Below are 15,567 nucleotides of genomic sequence, written 5' to 3' on the forward strand. Positions count from 1 at the left end.
GTTACCCTCAACGGCTGGCTCATCTCTCAGGGCGGCGACGCACTCTGTACGTCAGCGATCACGGGACTTGGTGTAAACGTGTGTACGGAGAGCAGCCGGTGCGAAACCTGAGAAGAAGCGCCCCATCGGCCCTTAGGCTCGATGTGGGGGCGGTGTCCAGCCAGAGTGATCTCCCGGCGCTCACTCAGCTACGCGAATGCGCCTTCGGCGTCTCGATGCGCCGCCATTGCCGATTGTCGCGCTTGATCATGTCGCCAGCAGCGGGCGGCCCCCAGGTGCCAGCCGCGTAGTTGGGGAACTCGCGTGGTGGCAGCGCGGCCCAGACGTCGATCACTGACTGCACGATCTCCCAACCCTTCTCGACCGTGTCGGCGTGCTTGAACAGGGTTGCGTCGCCCTTCATGCAGTCGTAGATCAGGGTCTCGTAGCCGGTAGCGGGTTTGTTGCCGAAGTAGTCCTCGTAACAGAAGTCCATATTGACGGTGCCGATCTTCATCGTCGGGCCGGGCACCTTAGCGCCGAAGCTCATCTGGATGCCTTCATTGGGCTGGATGCGCAACACCAGCATGTCGGCCTCGAGCTCATCGACGTCGGTGTCTTGGAACATGATGGTGGGCGCCTTCTTGAAGTGGATCGACACCTCGGTGTACTGCGCGGTGAGCCGCTTGCCGGTGCGCAGATAGAAGGGCACTCCAGCCCAGCGCCAGTTGTCCATGGTCAGCTTGAGCGCGGCGAAGGTCTCGGTGTGGGAATTGGGCTTGACGCCCGGCGAGGTCCGGTAGGCCTTGACCTGCTCGCCATTGGGCATGGTGCCGGCGTCGTACTGGCCGCGGACCGCATGGGTCAGCACCTGTTCCGGCGTCAGCGGCTCGATCGCATCCAAGACCTTGTTGACCTCGTCGCGGATCGCCTTGGCATCGAACGAGTTCGGCGGTTCCATCGCCAGGAAGCCGAGCAGCACCAAGAGATGGTTCGGCATCATGTCGCGCAGCGCGCCGGCTTCTTCGTAGTAGGCGCCGCGATGCTCGACGCCGACCGATTCGGCCACCGTGATCTGTACGTGGTCGATGTGGTTGCGGTTCCAGAGCGGCTCGATGAAGCTGTTGGCGAAGCGAAACACCATGATGTTCTGGACCGTCTCCTTGCCCAGATAGTGATCGATCCGGTAGATCTGCTCCTCGTCCATGTTGCGGTGCAGGTCGTCGTTGAGGGCGATCGCGGAATCCAGGTCGCGCCCGAACGGCTTCTCGATGATCAGCCGCCGCCAGTCGTCCTCGGTCTCATGCAGCAGCCCGACCTCACCGAGATGATCGGTGACGGTGCCGAACATGCTCGGCGGGATGGCGAGGTAGAACAGATAGTTGCCTTCGGTGCTACGCTCGGCATCGATGCGGCTCAGGTTCTCGCACAGATGCTCGTACTCAGCGCCGGCGAGCATGTCGATCTTCATGTAGTGGATGCGCGCTTCGAGCTGAGCCCAGATCTCCGGCTTGAAGGCCTCGCCCGAGGTCTCGTGTAGGTGCTCCGACATCATGCTGCGGAATCCCTCGTCATCGAGATCCAGCCGATCGAGGCCGAGCATCACAAAACTCTCGGGCAGCAGCCCGGCGGACCAGAGGTGATAGAGCGAGGGGATCAGCTTGCGCTTGGTCAGATCGCCACCGGCGCCGAAGATGATCATCACGTTGGGTGGCGCCGGTGGCGCCGTGTTGAAGCCGGTATGGTTCAACGACATGGTTTGCGGTTCCATCAGCCCTCCGATTTCTCGTGGTGGCCGCCGAACTGATAGCGCATCGCCGAGAGCAATTGATTGGCGAATCCGGCCTCGCCCTGCGAGTTGAAGCGCTCGTAGAGGGCAGTGGTGAGCAAGGGGGCCGGGGTGCCGCTCTCGATCGCGGCGATGCTGGTCCAGCGGCCCTCACCCGAGTCGGAGACGCGCCCGCCGAAGGCCTTCAGCTCGGGGTCTTCGGCCAGCGCATTGGCGGTGAGGTCGAGCAGCCAGGAGGAGACCACCGAGCCGCGCCGCCAGACCTCGGCGATGCGCGGTAGGTCCATCTCGTATTGGTAGAACTCGGGGTCAGAGAGCGGGGCGGTCTCAGCATCGACAGCATGATCGGCGCGTCCAACGCCGGCGTGCTTGAGGATGTTGAGGCCTTCGGCATAGGCAGCCATGAGCGCGTATTCGATGCCGTTATGGACCATCTTGACGAAGTGGCCAGCGCCGTTCGGGCCGCAGTGCAGGTAGCCCAGCTCGGCCTGGTCGTGTTCGCCGCTGCGGCCGATGGTGCGCTCGATGTCGCCAGCACCGGGTGCGAGTGCTGCAAAGACGGGGTCCAGGTGTTTGACGGCGTCGTTGTCACCACCAATCATCAGGCAGTAGCCGCGCTCGAGGCCGAACACGCCGCCACTGGTGCCGCAGTCGACGAACTGGATGCCCTTCGCATGCAGGCGCTTAGCGTGGCGGATGTCCTCCTTATAGTAGGAGTTGCCGCCGTCGATGATCATGTCGCCCGGTTCCAGATGTGGCTCGAGCTGGTCGATGACCTTATCCACCACGGCCGCCGGCACCATCACCCAGGCCGCGCGCGGCTTGCTGAGCTTGGCGCAGAAGTCGGCGATGTCGGTGCTGCCGATGGCGCCTTCTTTTTCGAGCTCCGCGACAGTGGCTGGGTCGGTGTCGTAGACGACGCAGTCATGGCCTGCGCGCATCAGTCGTTGCACCATGTTGGCGCCCATGCGCCCGAGGCCGATCATTCCGAGTTGCATGCTGGCATATCCTCTCTGTCTTGGTTTCTACCGAGATTTGGCAAGGGTTGGCGCGGCCAGCTGACCTCGACCGCGCGGGCGTTCAACAGATGGAGACCGGTGTCGAGGCGCGGGTTGCTTCAGCGAGCCTCCAGCACCAGGACGCTGCGGGCCTGCGCGCGGATGCTGTCGCGGTCGATCCGCTGCTGATCGTGAACTGACCAGATGTAGGGTGCTTGGGCGGTATCTATGGCGCTGTACCAGCGCCGGCCAGGCATCGGTGGCAGCTCGAATTCCTTCGGCTCTTTCCACATGTTCATGATCACATGCAGATGCGGTTCGTGCGGCTCAAGTCCGGCCAGCGTGAAGGCGAGCACGCGGGTCCCCGGATCATCCCAGAGTGGTGTGTCGAGCTTGGTCCCGTGCCAGCGGATGTCGGGGATAGCATCCTCGCGGGTGGGCTGGCCGGTGAGGAAACGATCGCGGCGCAGCGTGGCATGGCGATGCCGAAAGGCGATCATTGCGCGGGTAAACGCGAGCATGGTGCGATTCTCATCGGCCAACCGCCAGTCGATCCAAGACAGCTCGTTGTCTTGGCAGTAGGTGTTGTTGTTGCCCTGCTTGGTGCGCAGCAGCTCGTCGCCGGCGAGCAGCATGGGCACGCCCTGGCTGAGCAGCAGCAGGGCGACGAAGTTGCGCGCCTGCTGCTGGCGTAGGGCGAGGATCGCCTGGTCGTCGGTCGGGCCTTCAACGCCGCCGTTCCAGCTCAGGTTGTGATTGTGCCCGTCGCGGTTGTCCTCGCCATTAGCCTGGTTGTGCTTTTCGTCGTAGCTGACCAGGTCATGCAGCGTGAAGCCGTCATGGCAGGTGATCAGGTTGATCGAGTTGGCCGGGCGGCGGCCGCGGCTCTGATAGAGGTCGCTCGAGCCGGCGATGCGGGTGGCGACGTCGCCGATCAGGCCGCCATCGCCGCGCACGAAGGCGCGCATCACGTCGCGATAGTTGCCATTCCATTCGGCCCAGCGAAAGCCGGGAAAGTCGCCCACCTGATAGAGTCCGGCGGCATCCCAGGCCTCAGCGATGATGTGTGCGCGGCCCAGCTCAGGCGAGAGTTCGACCGACCAGAGCACTGGTGCGTGATACTGCGGCTCGCCGTCTTCGCCGCGCGCCATGGCGCTGGCAAGGTCGAAGCGGAAGCCGTCGACGTGCATATCGCGCGCCCAGTAGTGCAGCGAATCGATGAGGAAGCGGGTCACCAATGGATGGTTGCAGTTCACGGTGTTGCCGCAGCCGGTGTAGTCGCGGTACTGGCTGCGGTCATTGAAGTCGAGGTGGTAGAAGACCTCGTTGCCCATGCCCTTGAAGTTGATGATCGGCCCCTCGGCGCCGCCCTCGGCGGTATGGTTGTAGACCACATCGAGGATCACGCCGATGCCGGCGCGGTGCAGTGCCTTGACCATGTCGCGGAACTCGTCGCGCGCCTGGCGTGGGTCGCAGGCATAGTGCGGGTGCGGCGCGAAGAAGCTATGGGTGCTGTAGCCCCAAAAATTCTTTAGCCCCATCTGCGCGGTCTTCGGCGGCACGTCCTGGAGATCGAAGGCCATGATCGGTAGCAGCTCGACATGGGTGATGCCGAGCTCGGTCAGGTAAGGGATCTTCTCGATGATGGCGCGGAAGGTGCCAGGATGCTGGGTGTCTGCCGAAGGATGACGGCTGAAGCCGCCAACGTGCAGCTCGTAGATGACGGCCTCGGTGAGCGGCACATGCAGATGTTGATCGCCTTCCCAGTCGTACTCGTCGCGGATCAGCAGCGAGCGCATCGCGCTGGCGAGATTGCTGCCTGGGCGGCAGGCGGCGGCGCGATCCCACAGCCGATCACTGACCGCGGTGCACCAGGGGTCGAGTAAGAGCTTGTCGGGATCGTGGCGACAGCCGCTCTCGCGGGTGTCGCTGGGGCCGTCGATGCGCCAGCCGTAACAGATGCCGTCTGACAGTCCTTCGACCAGCACATGCCAGAAGAAGAAGGTGCGGTGGGTGTTGGGGTCGAGCTGGATGATCTGGAACGGCTCGCGGCTGCGTTCATGCTCGAACAGCAGCAACTCTACCTGGGTGGCATGCCGTGAGAAACAGCAGAAATTGACGCCGTTGTCGGCGAAGGTCGCGCCGGAGAGTCCCCAGTCTCCGGCTTGGGTGCGATAGTGCGTGGCTGCCATGGACAAGATTTTCCTTCTGGGTCGGGGGCTGCTCGAGCCTGGTGCCAGAGTCCGATGGCCTGGCGCTGAGCTTCTGTAGCCCCAATGGTAATGCGTCGACGCGGACGAAGATATGACCGAGTCGTAAAGTCGCCTCCGAGTACCAGACTACGAGCGCGTAGAATGCTGGAAGGCAAATCTGAGAGCTTAAAGAATGCGATATTGCAGTCAATGTGGGTCGGGCGTCACCTTCACTGTGCCTGAAGGCGATAACATGCCGCGGCATGTCTGTGCACAGTGCGGCACCATCCACTACCAAAACCCGAAGATCGTCGTCGGCTGCATCCCTGAGTGGGGAGATCAGCTATTGCTGTGCAAACGTGCCATCGAGCCCCGCTACGGACTCTGGACATTACCGGCTGGCTTCATGGAAAACGGCGAGACGGTGCAGCAGGGCGCGGCGCGGGAAACCTGGGAGGAGGCTGAAGCCCGAGTGGAGGTCGGACGCCTCTATGCGCTGTTTAATCTGCCGCACATCAACCAGGTCTATATGCTGTTTCGCGCGCGCATGCTCGAGCCAGAGTTCGGGCCGGGTAGCGAGAGTCTCGAGACACAACTGATGACAGAGTCGGAGATCCCTTGGGATGAGATCGCCTTCCCGGTGATTCAGGAATCGCTGCAGCTGTACTTCCGCGACCGCGCCGCTGGTCACTTTCCGTTGCGGACAGGCAGCATTCGCCGCCTGGATGGTCCAGAGCGTCGCTACGAGGTGACGCTCGAGGACGAGATTGTCTGACTCACGGTCTCTCCCACCACTCCTGCCGTTCCTCTTCATTCCCCTCCCTACCTGATCGACCCCCTTCTTGCTCAGCAGCGGCGCAGTCTTGTTGGGCACTACCAGGCGCCGCTGGCAAGCTAAAAGCGCTGATTTCTTGATCTATGTGGGGTTGATCGAGGAATCGCGTCAATCTGCCGGCCTGTCGCTAGACGCTCCGAATCGGATGGGCTATACCTGCAACTGTAAGTTAGTAAATTCTAATATTATTGACTAATTGACTTTTCGCAATGCCGATCGGTCGCAGCGGACCCAGGGCGCGCTGCATGCAAGCCAATCCGGTGTTGGATGCTCGGAGAACGACGGAGTAGGGCGACTGGCTTTGATAGAGCCATGCCAACGGCTCCGCGTTTCCTTAATGCTCGAGCCATGAGAGGTGGTATCGGCTCATGAAAACGACAGGTGAGTGGCTAGAGAAAGAAATCGGTCCGAGGATCTCGGATCAGTTAGACATTGGAGGCATCGACCGGCGCAGCTTCATCAAGTTTGCGGCCAGTATGACGGTGGCAATGGGATTGCCGGTGGGCATGTCCGGCCGGGTCATGGCGGCGATTGAAGAAGAATCGGCGCGGCCGGCGGTGATCTGGCTGCATTTTCAGGAATGCACGGGTTGCACAGAGTCATTGCTGCGCTCAACGCATCCGACGCTTGAGACCCTGATTCTCGACATGGTCTCACTGGATTATTCGGAGACGCTGCTTGCGGGCGCGGGTCATCAGGCAGAAGCGGCCTTGCATGAGTCGATGGAGCGCAATGACGGGCGGTTCATTCTGGTTGTCGAGGGCTCGGTGCCAACCGCAGACAACGGCAATTTCTGCAAGGTTGCCGGTCAGACCCCGCAGCAGATGCTGCATAAGATCGCACCGCACGCCGTGGCCGCCATCGCGATTGGCTCCTGTGCCTCCTGGGGTGGCGTGCAGAGCGCGGCGCCGAATCCGACCGGTGCAGTGGGCTTGGCAAAGGCGCTCGAGATCGAGGGCATCACCAAGACCGACGGCAGTGCGCTGCCGGTGATCAATCTGCCGGGCTGCCCGGCCTCGCCCTACAACTTCCTCTCGACCGTTCTCTATTACCTGACGCTGAAACAGCTGCCAGCGCTGGACGCGAAGGGGCGGCCGCAGTTCGCCTATGGGCGGCTGATCCACGAAAACTGTGAGCGGCGTCCGCATTACGACGCGGGACGTTTCGCGCAGGAATACGGCGACGAAGGCCATCGCAAGGGCTACTGCCTCTACAAGCTCGGCTGCAAGGGTCCGGAGACCTTTGCCAATTGCCCGGCGATCGAGTTTGGCGACGTCGGCGGCAATACCTGGCCGGTCGGCATTGGCCATCCCTGCTTTGGCTGCTCCGAGCAGGGTGTGGGCTTCCACAAGGCGCTGCACGAGCAGGCCGATGTGACCTCGGTGACGCCGCCGTCGATGTTTCCGGGCATCTTCGCCGAGCACGGCGGTGGGATCAGTGCTGGCTCAGCGGCACTCGCCGGCGCGGTCGCGGGCGGCGCAACGGTTTACGCGCTAGGCGCTTACGACAAGCTCAGGCGCGCGGAGAAGGCTGAGGCCACAGAGGCCAGTCAGCAAGACTAGGCGAAGACCCGCCCCCACGCCATGCGGCTGCACAGTGGGGGCGAGCCGGTTGCGGTTTAATCGGAGAGGTCAGGGCAATGAGTATTGATCGTCGCAATTTCTTGAAGGGTCTGGCGGTTGGAGCCGTCAGTCTTGGTGCGGGCTCGGTGATGGGGCCGGCGGTCGCGCGGCCAGCTAAGGAGTTGGCGCCAGGTGCAGTCGGCATCCTCTACGATGCCACCCAGTGCATCGGCTGCAAGGCCTGTGAAGTCGCCTGCAAAGAGGTTAATGATCTGCCACCGGTTGAGAATCCGGCGTTGGGTCAAGCCTATGGCGTCGAAGGCGTCTGGGACGCTGGGGACGACCTGAACAGTCGTACCATGAATAAGATTAAGGCCTATCCGGGTCTGCAGGCCGTCGAGGCGAGCCGTGCTGATGCCGTGCTGGCGGAGCCAACGGTCGGTGGTCCCAAGGCGGATGCGGTGAGCTTCGTCAAGCGTGCCTGCATGCACTGTGTTGACCCGGACTGTGTCTCGGCTTGCCCGGTCAGTGCGCTGACCAAGAACCCGATAACCGGGATCGTGCAGTACAACCCGGACGCCTGCATTGGCTGCCGGTACTGCCAGGTGGCTTGCCCGTTCAATATCCCGAAGTTCGAGTTCGACAAGACCTTCCCGAAGATCGTCAAGTGCCAGATGTGCACCGATCTCGTCGAGGCTGGGGGCATTCCGGCCTGCTGCGAAGCCTGTCCGACGGGCGCGAGTCTGTTTGGTCCTGTTGCCGAGCTGCGCGAAGAGGGCCACCGGCGACTTGCTGCGGAGCCTGGCTCGCGCATCGAGTATCCGATCCATTCGCTGGATCGTGACGACACCAAGGTTGCGACGGTTGCGCAGTACACCCCACGCATTTACGGCGAGACCGAGACCGGCGGTACCCAGTACATGCTGATGGCCGATGTGCCGTTCGAAGAGCTTGGCCTGCCAAAGCTCAGTGATCAGTCGCGGGCGCGACTGTCCGAGACCATCCAACATACGCTTTACGACGGCATGGTCGCTCCGGCCCTATTGCTCGGTGGCCTGGTTTTCGCGGCCTATCGCAATACCCGTGACGAGCGTGCGCGTGCCGACAACGAGATGGGAGACGAGCCTGACGCAGGCGCGAGCACGGCCAAGGCGAAACAGCCGAAAGCCCAAGCACAGTCGAAGGAGGGCAGGCGGTTATGAGCGAGCGCTTCCGGCCCATCGGCGGGCGTCTGCTGACCCCGCACTTCTACTTCCTCGGCCTGCTGCTGCTGATCGCGGCTTGGTTCATCGCCAAGCGCTTCATCTTCGGTATCGGCGCGGTGTCGAACCTCAGTGATGGATTCCCCTGGGGCATCTGGATCACCTATGACGTCGTGACTGGCACCGCGATCGCCTGCGGCGGCTATGCGATGGCGTTGATGGTGTATGTGTTCAATCGCGGCCAGTTCCATCCGATGATCCGCGCCGCGCTGCTGACTAGCGTTTTCGGATACACCTTGGCCGGTGCCTCGATCATCGTCGATGTCGGCCGCTGGTGGCAGCTCTATAACGTGTTCCTGCCCCAGTACATGAACCTGAACTCGGTGATGCTGGAGGTCGCGCTCTGCGTGACGCTCTACACCGTCGTGCTCTGGATCGAGTTCTCGCCGACCATTCTGGAGGCGATGCAGGCGAAGCGTTGGCTGCGCAATCTGCGGCATTTCCTGTTCATAGCGATTGGTCTCGGCATCCTGCTGCCAACCATGCATCAGTCTTCGCTGGGATCGCTGCTGATCATTGCCGGCGATAAGGTGCACCCACTCTGGCAGACCAACATCATCCCGCTGCTGTTCCTGCTCACGGCCATCACCATGGGCTATGCGATCGTGGTGTTCGAGTCGCTCTATGCCTCGGTCAATCTGCGCCGACCGCTAGAGACGCCATTGCTCTCGAAGATCAGTGCGGTGATCCCTTGGTTGTTGATCGTCTATCTGGTGTTGCGGATCGGTGAGAGCGTCATCAGTGGTGACATCCTGTTTCTATTCAGAGGGGGTTCTGAACCGCTGCTGTTCATGCTCGAAGTGGCGTTGTTCGTCTATGTCATCCGTAATCTGCGCGATGAGAAGCAACGGGTGCGTCCGACGGTGCTGTTCTGGACCTCGCTGGCGGTCTTGCTGGGCGGTGCGTTGTATCGTTTCGACGCCTTCATGATCGCGTTCGACCCAGGTCCGGGTTGGCACTACTTCCCGGCCGTGGGCGAGATGATGATCACCATTGGCATCGTTGCCTTCGAGATCATGGCCTACCTGTTCTTCGTCAAGATGACGCCGGTGATGATGGTCGGTCTTGGGGAGTCTGGATCGGCTGTTGGACTCTCAGGCGCGTCGTCAGGGAAGCGACCTACAGCGACAGCGTCAGACCGATTGAGTGGCCAGACGCGAGGCGAGGGCGGCTTTCCGCCACGCGCAGTGACCTCGGCTTAATCACGACCTCATTCGGCGGCGACGGGCTGGTTGATCGCCCGCGCCGCCCACCGGCTGGAGAACGAAAACAGTGAGCACAAACAGAATAACCGTCGACCCGGTGACCCGCATTGAAGGTCACCTACGCATCGACTGCGACATCAAAGACGGCAAGGTCGTCGACGCTTGGTCCAGCGGCCAGATGTGGCGTGGCATCGAGACCATCCTGCGCGGGCGTGATCCGCGGGATGCTTGGCTTTACACCCAACGCATCTGCGGGGTTTGCACCACCGTGCATGCCATCGTCTCGTTGCGGGCGGTGGAGAATGCGCTGGATCTGGAGATCCCGCTCAACGCGCAATTGATCCGCAATCTGATCATGGCCTCACACGGCATCCATGATCATATCGTCCATTTCTATCATCTATCGGCATTGGATTGGGTCGATGTGCCTTCGGCCTTGAAGGCTGATCCTAAGGCGACCGAGAAGCTGGCGCAGTCGATCTCGAATTGGCCGAACAATAACGCCCAGCACTTCGCTAATGTGCAGGAGCGGGTGAAGAAGTTCATCAATAGTGGTCAGCTCGGCATCTTCTCGCATGGCTATTGGGGCCATAAGGCGATGATCCTGCCGCCCGAGGCCAATCTGATGGCGACCGCGCATTATCTAGAGGCGCTCGACTATCAGCGGCGCTCGAACCAGATCACGGCGGTGCTTGGCGCCAAGACGCCTCACGTTCAGAACCTGGCAGTCGGCGGCGTCGCCAATGCGATCAACCCGGACAACCAGTCGGCCTTGAACATGGAGCGTCTGGCCTATGTGAAGACGCTGATGGATGAGCTGGGCGGTTTCGTGCGCGAGGTCTATCTGCCCGATGTGACGGCGATCGCTGCGCTCTATGCCGACTGGCTGCCCTATGGTCAGGGGGTGACCAATTATCTGTCGGCGCCGGACTTCCCGCGCGATGGCAAGGGGACCGAGTTCGGGATGCCCGGTGGCTATATCCCGAATGCGGATCTGTCGCAGTTCCATGAGATCACCCACTTCGGTGATCCCTACTTCGAGAAGAACGTCAAGGAGAGCATCAAGCACAGCTGGTATCAAGGCGACTGGACGCGCACGCCTTATGAGGAGGAGACCGAGCCGGAATACACCGATTTCAATGAAAACGGTGCCTACTCTTGGGTCAAGGCGCCGACCTTCTTGGATCAGCCGGCGCAGGTCGGGCCTCTGGCGAATGTGCTAGCCGGCGTTGCGGCCGGGCATGAGCCGACTAAGAGGTATCTGAAGATGGCGATGGATCGGATTGGTGCGATCACTGGCTCCGAGGTGCCGCTTTCGGTACTGCATTCGACGCTGGGGCGGCATGCGGCGCGCTGTGTGCGCACCCAGGTGCTCTACGACATGATGCAGGAGAACTATGACGCGCTGATCGCAAACATCGCCTCCGGTGATTACACCAGCTTCAACAAGCCGGTGTTCCCCAAGGGCGAGCAGATGGGCTTCGGCTTCCATGAGGCGCCGCGCGGCATCCTGTCGCATTGGATCGTGATCGAGGACGGCAAGATCAAGAACTACCAGGCGGTGGTGCCCTCAACCTGGAATGCTGGACCGCGTAATCAGGATGATGCGCGTGGACCTTATGAGGCGTCGCTGATCGATAATCCGGTGTTGGAGGAAGACCGGCCGTTGGAGGTCTTGCGGACGGTGCACTCGTTCGATCCTTGTCTGGCTTGTGCGGTGCATCTGCATGATAACGAGCGGCAGACGGTGGTGCGGGTGAATACCGCGTAATGATCGCTTGCGATGCATGGCCGGGTTCAGGTGATCTGTGCTTCGGAGATTGAGACTGTGATTGATTCAGAATTGTTATCTGCCGCTGCACCGGATCGAGCTCGCTATAGCGCTGGCCCGATCAGCGAGCCTGAGCCGGCGAGCGCAATGCTCATTGGGTTGGGTAACCTGATCCTGGGCGATGAGGGTGTCGGGGTACATGCGATGCGGCGGTTGGAGGCCGAGTATGGCTTTCAGCCTGCGGTGGAGTTGGTCGATGGCGGTACGTCTGGGTTGGATCTCTTGCCGTTGCTCAAGGATCAGCGTCGTTTGCTGTTGATCGATGCCTTGGCCTCGGATGCGGCCCCCGGGACCATTCGGGTGATTCGTAATCAGGAGATCAGGACGGCATTGACCGAGAAGGTCTCGCTGCATCATCTTGGCATCGCCGATCTTTTGGCGCTGGCCGAGCTGCTCGATTACGCGCCGTCGGAGATCGTCCTCATCGGCATCGTGCCTGAGCGTTTAGAGATGGAGCTGGCGCTTTCGGACTGCTTGCGTCGGCGCATGCCTGAGATCATCGAGACCGCTGTTGGCGTCTTGGCCGAATGGGGTATCGAAAGCCGCCGAAGTCCGGCACTGGCTCCAGCGCTGCTAACGGCGTCAGCGGCCTGATGCTCAATCAGAATGACGGTGCAGCTCGCGTAAGCCACTGAATCTGCTGGTGTGACGTGCATTATGTTAACGTGAATCTCACGCGATTCATCTGCCGGGATGGTGCGGTGCCATTCTGGAAGATGAGACGACTGTTTCACGGGAGAGACGAGCTGACGAACACGAACTGTGGGAGCGACCTTTCAACGCGAGCGGCGGCGTCTGCCCTGACCACCTCCACGCCGCACGCGGCGCAGGCCGCTCCCGCACCCAATCCTGCCATATCGAGGTCATCTTGACCCATAGAAGTCCGCAATCGGCCAAGAAAAGTCTGAACCATGCCTTCGACACAGTTCAGGACACATGGTCCCCGCGTATTGCCGGTCAGAAGAACGTTTTACGTTTAGGTGTCCCGGCCCTGTCACCTTTGACCAATCGCGGACGGGGCGGCTCTGATGTAGGCGACATCGCCGGACGATCCTGCTCCAGGGCGGGTGCAGGCGCCTCGTTATCACGCATGGCGTCGTAGAGTTTGCTCCGAAGCTGCGGGATCAGCGTGCTCGTCAGCTCCTCAAGAAGCTCGCGGTCGTGCCAGCTCATCTTCTTGAACGACTGGAGGCCGCTCTTTTCAGCAATCTCGCGAGCGCGGGGGCTGACCTCTTCCCACATCATGCGCAAGTCCTCCGCCCGGTCGCGCAACAGCAGCTCTCGATCGTGGAGCTTTTCAAAGATCTGGTCGAAGCGAGCGATCAGACGCCGTTTGCTCCGCGGGAGAATCAGGTACTCGATGAAAACAAAAACCAGGACTGCGACCACTGCAATCACTGGCAATGCCACAACCATGCCCGTGCCAACGGCGGCAGCGCCCAGTCCACCGAAGAGCAGCAACCAAAAACCTCGCCAGCGAGCGCGGATCGATTTGAACCTGTCGGCAGCCTTGTCGATCACCATCGCGTGCAGCTGGAGCCGCCCAGCATAGGCCTGGAGCTGGGTGATCTGGTTGTCCATGCGCCGAGTCGGTGCACGGCGTAGCTCACCGATCAGGTCGTTGCGCGCCTTCTCGAAGTCCTCCATCGGCAGGCGCGACCTCGGCTTGTCGGCCAGCGGCACGAAGATGTTATAGATCATCGGCAAGTCCTTGCGCGGGATCACCTTTCCGAGGTTCCAGCAGAGCGCCCCATAGGCCCGCGCGAAGTCGTGCAAGCTCTGGAACTGATCCACCTTGTTCAAGATGATCAACATCTTATGGTCGATGCCGGCCAAGGACTCGCGGAAGACTTGAAGTGTTTCGCCCGTCGTCCCAGGCTTATCCGGATCAAAGAAGACCAACACAAGGTCGGCGCGTTCGGCAAACCAACGCACCACACCGGGGAAGTCGAAACCACGCCCGTTCTCGGCTTTGGCCTCATCGATCATGCCCGGGCTGTCGATCAGCGTCACCGTTTGCAACAGCTCAGCGGGACGCAGCTTCAGCCGCACATGCGAGACCAATTGGTCCCCAAAGTGCCGGAGCCCCTCATAGGGCAAGTCCGGATTGCTCACGACAGCAGGTCCATCGCGCTCGGTCGCGGTCGCGCCATGGGTGATGATCGTGAACCCGTCATCCGTGGGAGCAACCCCAGTCTTCTGCACGTCGTCGCCCAGAAGATGGTTCACAAATGTGGACTTCCCCGAGGAGTGATTGCCCAAGAGCAAGACCTGCGTCGGCCGACGCAGCTCACCGACAGTGGGCGGACGTCGGAACAGGAACTGTTCTGCCAGCGGGTCGAGAGGGTCCTGGTAGTAGTTGCGGATCCGGTTCGCGAATTCTTCCATCAGGTGTTTCAAAGGACGTCCCCTTTTCGTCTGCTCGATGAGGGATGGGTAATTTAAGCGACCCTGTGCGTGCAAGTCGAGCTGGCTTCACGGCCAACGCTAAACTTTTCTGTCCGGAGACCGATATACCGAGTTAAAGAACGGTTTTCTCGCCTTTTGCGCCCTGAGGTCATCATGAACGTTGTCAGCAGCGAATTGAGCTTGGCTTCCTCCCATCGCTACAGCCGGGTCGAGACCTCGACCGAGCGCCTTGAGATCAATGGGCGCGCTCGCTCCATCCCGAGCGAAGCCGGGCAGAACCGAGCCGGGCCAAGACCTGGGGCCGCTGTCTCGGCGGTTGTGCTCTCTGGACAAGGACGCGCCCTGGCGGCTGCCGAGCAAGCGTCCGGCGAGATTGAAAACGCTGCCGGCAAAGGCCACGCAACCGCTGATGCGATCGAATCCGCGGCCGAGGAGGCTCGCAAAGACCCGGGTAACCAGCTGCTGATCGCGCTGGTGGAGTATCTCACCGGGAAGCGGATACGGCTGATCGATAGCAAGGACTGCCAGCCTGCTCAATGTGAGTCCGAGAAAGGAGTGGAGTCTAGCGCTGCTGAGCCGAATGCCATGTCGACTGCTACGGAGGCTGCCCCGCGCGGCCGGCAGTCTGATTTCTCACTCTACTATGAGCGCACCCATAGCCTCGAAGAACATGAGTCGATGCACTTCTCCGCCGAGGGCGTGATCCGTACCGCGGACGGTAAGAACATCCGCTTCGCCGTTGAGCTTGGCATGCAGCGTTCGTATCGCGAAGAAAGCCGGTTCGAAATTCAGATAGGAGCAGCGGCTCAGCGCGAAGATCCGATCGTGATCAATTTCCCTGGACAATCCGCGCAACTGCGTGATCAACGCTTCGAGTTCGATCTCGATGCCGACGGTGACTTAGAGTCGCTGCCGCTGCTGGCCAATGGCAGCGGCTATCTGGTCTACGATCGCAACGGCGACGGTCGTGTGAACGATGGCTCCGAGCTGTTTGGCGCGCTGAGTGGTGATGGCTACGCCGACCTCAAGGCGCTTGATGATGATGGTAACGGCTGGATCGATTCTGCCGACGCCGCTACCGATCAACTCTACCTCTGGTTGCCAGAGGCTGGCGGTGATGGCAAGCTCATGACGCTCGAGGAAGCTGGGGTTGCGGGCGTTTCCACATCCAGCATCGCGACGCCGTTTGAGCTGAAGGGGCACCAAAACGCGGACCTCGGTGCGGTGCGCTCGACCGGTCTCTACCTGAGTACCGACGATACGGTCGGGACCACGCAGCAGATCGATCTTAGCGTCTAATGGCTGCACTCCGCCCTGCTGGAGTGCGGGGCGATGAGCCTTGAAAAAACGCTCGGTCAACGTGATGCGTAGCGTTGGTTCTGATGTGCGGCTGGGTTCCCGCGTTGACATAAGTCCCGCATTGCAATATAGACCGATGTTGTCATAAAAAGCCGGTCTGTGACCGCGCCGGACGGCGCTGTCGGCGTAGGTTGCGCCGCGGTGCG

The 15,567-nt window shown here is 61.3% G+C and carries 11 protein-coding genes; 7 read left to right on the plus strand and 4 right to left on the minus strand.

All coding sequences use genetic code 11. The features are described 5' to 3' along the window. Positions 1-184 precede the first annotated feature (184 nt). The 3 genes from zwf to glgX all read right to left on the minus strand — a co-directional run bounded on the left by zwf (position 185) and on the right by glgX (position 4,958). Positions 185-1,750, minus strand: coding sequence for a glucose-6-phosphate dehydrogenase (gene zwf, locus CKO42_RS11300; RefSeq protein WP_242479313.1), 1,566 nt, complete (start codon positions 1,748-1,750; stop codon positions 185-187). Then, a complete protein-coding gene (gene gnd, locus CKO42_RS11305; RefSeq protein ID WP_200243811.1) occupies positions 1,750-2,766 on the minus strand; it encodes a phosphogluconate dehydrogenase (NAD(+)-dependent, decarboxylating) in 1,017 nt (338 codons plus the stop codon). Before gnd ends, zwf begins: the two co-directional genes overlap by 1 nt. 119 nt (positions 2,767-2,885) lie before the next feature. After that, positions 2,886-4,958: a glycogen debranching protein GlgX gene (gene glgX, locus CKO42_RS11310; RefSeq protein WP_200243817.1), complete on the minus strand. Its 2,073-nt coding sequence runs from the start codon at positions 4,956-4,958 to the stop codon at positions 2,886-2,888. A gap of 193 nt (positions 4,959-5,151) precedes the next feature. Between glgX and CKO42_RS11315 the strand changes: the two genes are divergently transcribed. The 6 genes from CKO42_RS11315 to CKO42_RS11340 all read left to right on the plus strand — a co-directional run bounded on the left by CKO42_RS11315 (position 5,152) and on the right by CKO42_RS11340 (position 12,247). Further along, complete coding sequence (locus CKO42_RS11315; protein ID WP_200243821.1) at positions 5,152-5,733, plus strand: NUDIX hydrolase; 582 nt, start codon at positions 5,152-5,154, stop codon at positions 5,731-5,733. A gap of 428 nt (positions 5,734-6,161) precedes the next feature. Further along, positions 6,162-7,355 carry a hydrogenase small subunit gene (locus tag CKO42_RS11320; protein WP_200243824.1) on the plus strand — a complete coding sequence of 398 codons (1,194 nt, stop codon included), beginning with the start codon at positions 6,162-6,164 and terminating at the stop codon, positions 7,353-7,355. A gap of 77 nt (positions 7,356-7,432) precedes the next feature. After that, positions 7,433-8,557, plus strand: a complete 1,125-nt coding sequence (gene hybA / locus CKO42_RS11325; RefSeq protein ID WP_200243827.1) for a hydrogenase 2 operon protein HybA — start codon at positions 7,433-7,435, stop codon at positions 8,555-8,557. Then, the gene (gene hybB, locus CKO42_RS11330) at positions 8,554-9,819 is read left to right on the plus strand and encodes a Ni/Fe-hydrogenase cytochrome b subunit (protein ID WP_200243832.1); all 1,266 of its coding nucleotides are present in this window, start codon (positions 8,554-8,556) and stop codon (positions 9,817-9,819) included. The genes hybA and hybB overlap by 4 nt, the downstream gene beginning before the upstream one ends. A gap of 70 nt (positions 9,820-9,889) precedes the next feature. After that, positions 9,890-11,593: a nickel-dependent hydrogenase large subunit gene (locus CKO42_RS11335; protein WP_200243833.1), complete on the plus strand. Its 1,704-nt coding sequence runs from the start codon at positions 9,890-9,892 to the stop codon at positions 11,591-11,593. A 147-nt stretch (positions 11,594-11,740) separates the two neighbouring features. Next, positions 11,741-12,247: a hydrogenase maturation protease gene (locus CKO42_RS11340; RefSeq protein ID WP_200243836.1), complete on the plus strand. Its 507-nt coding sequence runs from the start codon at positions 11,741-11,743 to the stop codon at positions 12,245-12,247. A 363-nt stretch (positions 12,248-12,610) separates the two neighbouring features. On the opposite strand, the gene CKO42_RS11345 is transcribed toward CKO42_RS11340, so the two are convergent. Further along, positions 12,611-14,116, minus strand: a complete 1,506-nt coding sequence (locus CKO42_RS11345; RefSeq protein ID WP_242479314.1) for a dynamin family protein — start codon at positions 14,114-14,116, stop codon at positions 12,611-12,613. A 99-nt stretch (positions 14,117-14,215) separates the two neighbouring features. Here CKO42_RS11345 and CKO42_RS11350 point away from each other — a divergent pair, with 99 nt between their 5' ends. Then, positions 14,216-15,361 carry a hypothetical protein gene (locus tag CKO42_RS11350; RefSeq protein ID WP_200243839.1) on the plus strand — a complete coding sequence of 382 codons (1,146 nt, stop codon included), beginning with the start codon at positions 14,216-14,218 and terminating at the stop codon, positions 15,359-15,361. The last annotated feature ends 206 nt before the right edge of the window (positions 15,362-15,567 follow it).

Source organism: Lamprobacter modestohalophilus (assembly GCF_016583905.1).
Classification (GTDB): domain Bacteria; phylum Pseudomonadota; class Gammaproteobacteria; order Chromatiales; family Chromatiaceae; genus Lamprobacter; species Lamprobacter modestohalophilus.

Excerpts from the sequence above, each read along its gene's own strand:
- CKO42_RS11320 (WP_200243824.1), top strand. The coding sequence starts at position 6,162 with ATGAAAACGACAGGTGAGTGGCTAGAGAAAGAAATCGGTCCGAGGATC.
- hybB (WP_200243832.1), top strand. The coding sequence starts at position 8,554 with ATGAGCGAGCGCTTCCGGCCCATCGGCGGGCGTCTGCTGACCCCGCAC.
- glgX (WP_200243817.1), bottom strand. The coding sequence starts at position 4,958 with ATGGCAGCCACGCACTATCGCACCCAAGCCGGAGACTGGGGACTCTCC.
- CKO42_RS11350 (WP_200243839.1), top strand. The coding sequence starts at position 14,216 with ATGAACGTTGTCAGCAGCGAATTGAGCTTGGCTTCCTCCCATCGCTAC.
- zwf (WP_242479313.1), bottom strand. The coding sequence starts at position 1,750 with ATGGAACCGCAAACCATGTCGTTGAACCATACCGGCTTCAACACGGCG.
- hybA (WP_200243827.1), top strand. The coding sequence starts at position 7,433 with ATGAGTATTGATCGTCGCAATTTCTTGAAGGGTCTGGCGGTTGGAGCC.
- CKO42_RS11340 (WP_200243836.1), top strand. The coding sequence starts at position 11,741 with ATGCTCATTGGGTTGGGTAACCTGATCCTGGGCGATGAGGGTGTCGGG.
- gnd (WP_200243811.1), bottom strand. The coding sequence starts at position 2,766 with ATGCAACTCGGAATGATCGGCCTCGGGCGCATGGGCGCCAACATGGTG.
- CKO42_RS11315 (WP_200243821.1), top strand. The coding sequence starts at position 5,152 with ATGCGATATTGCAGTCAATGTGGGTCGGGCGTCACCTTCACTGTGCCT.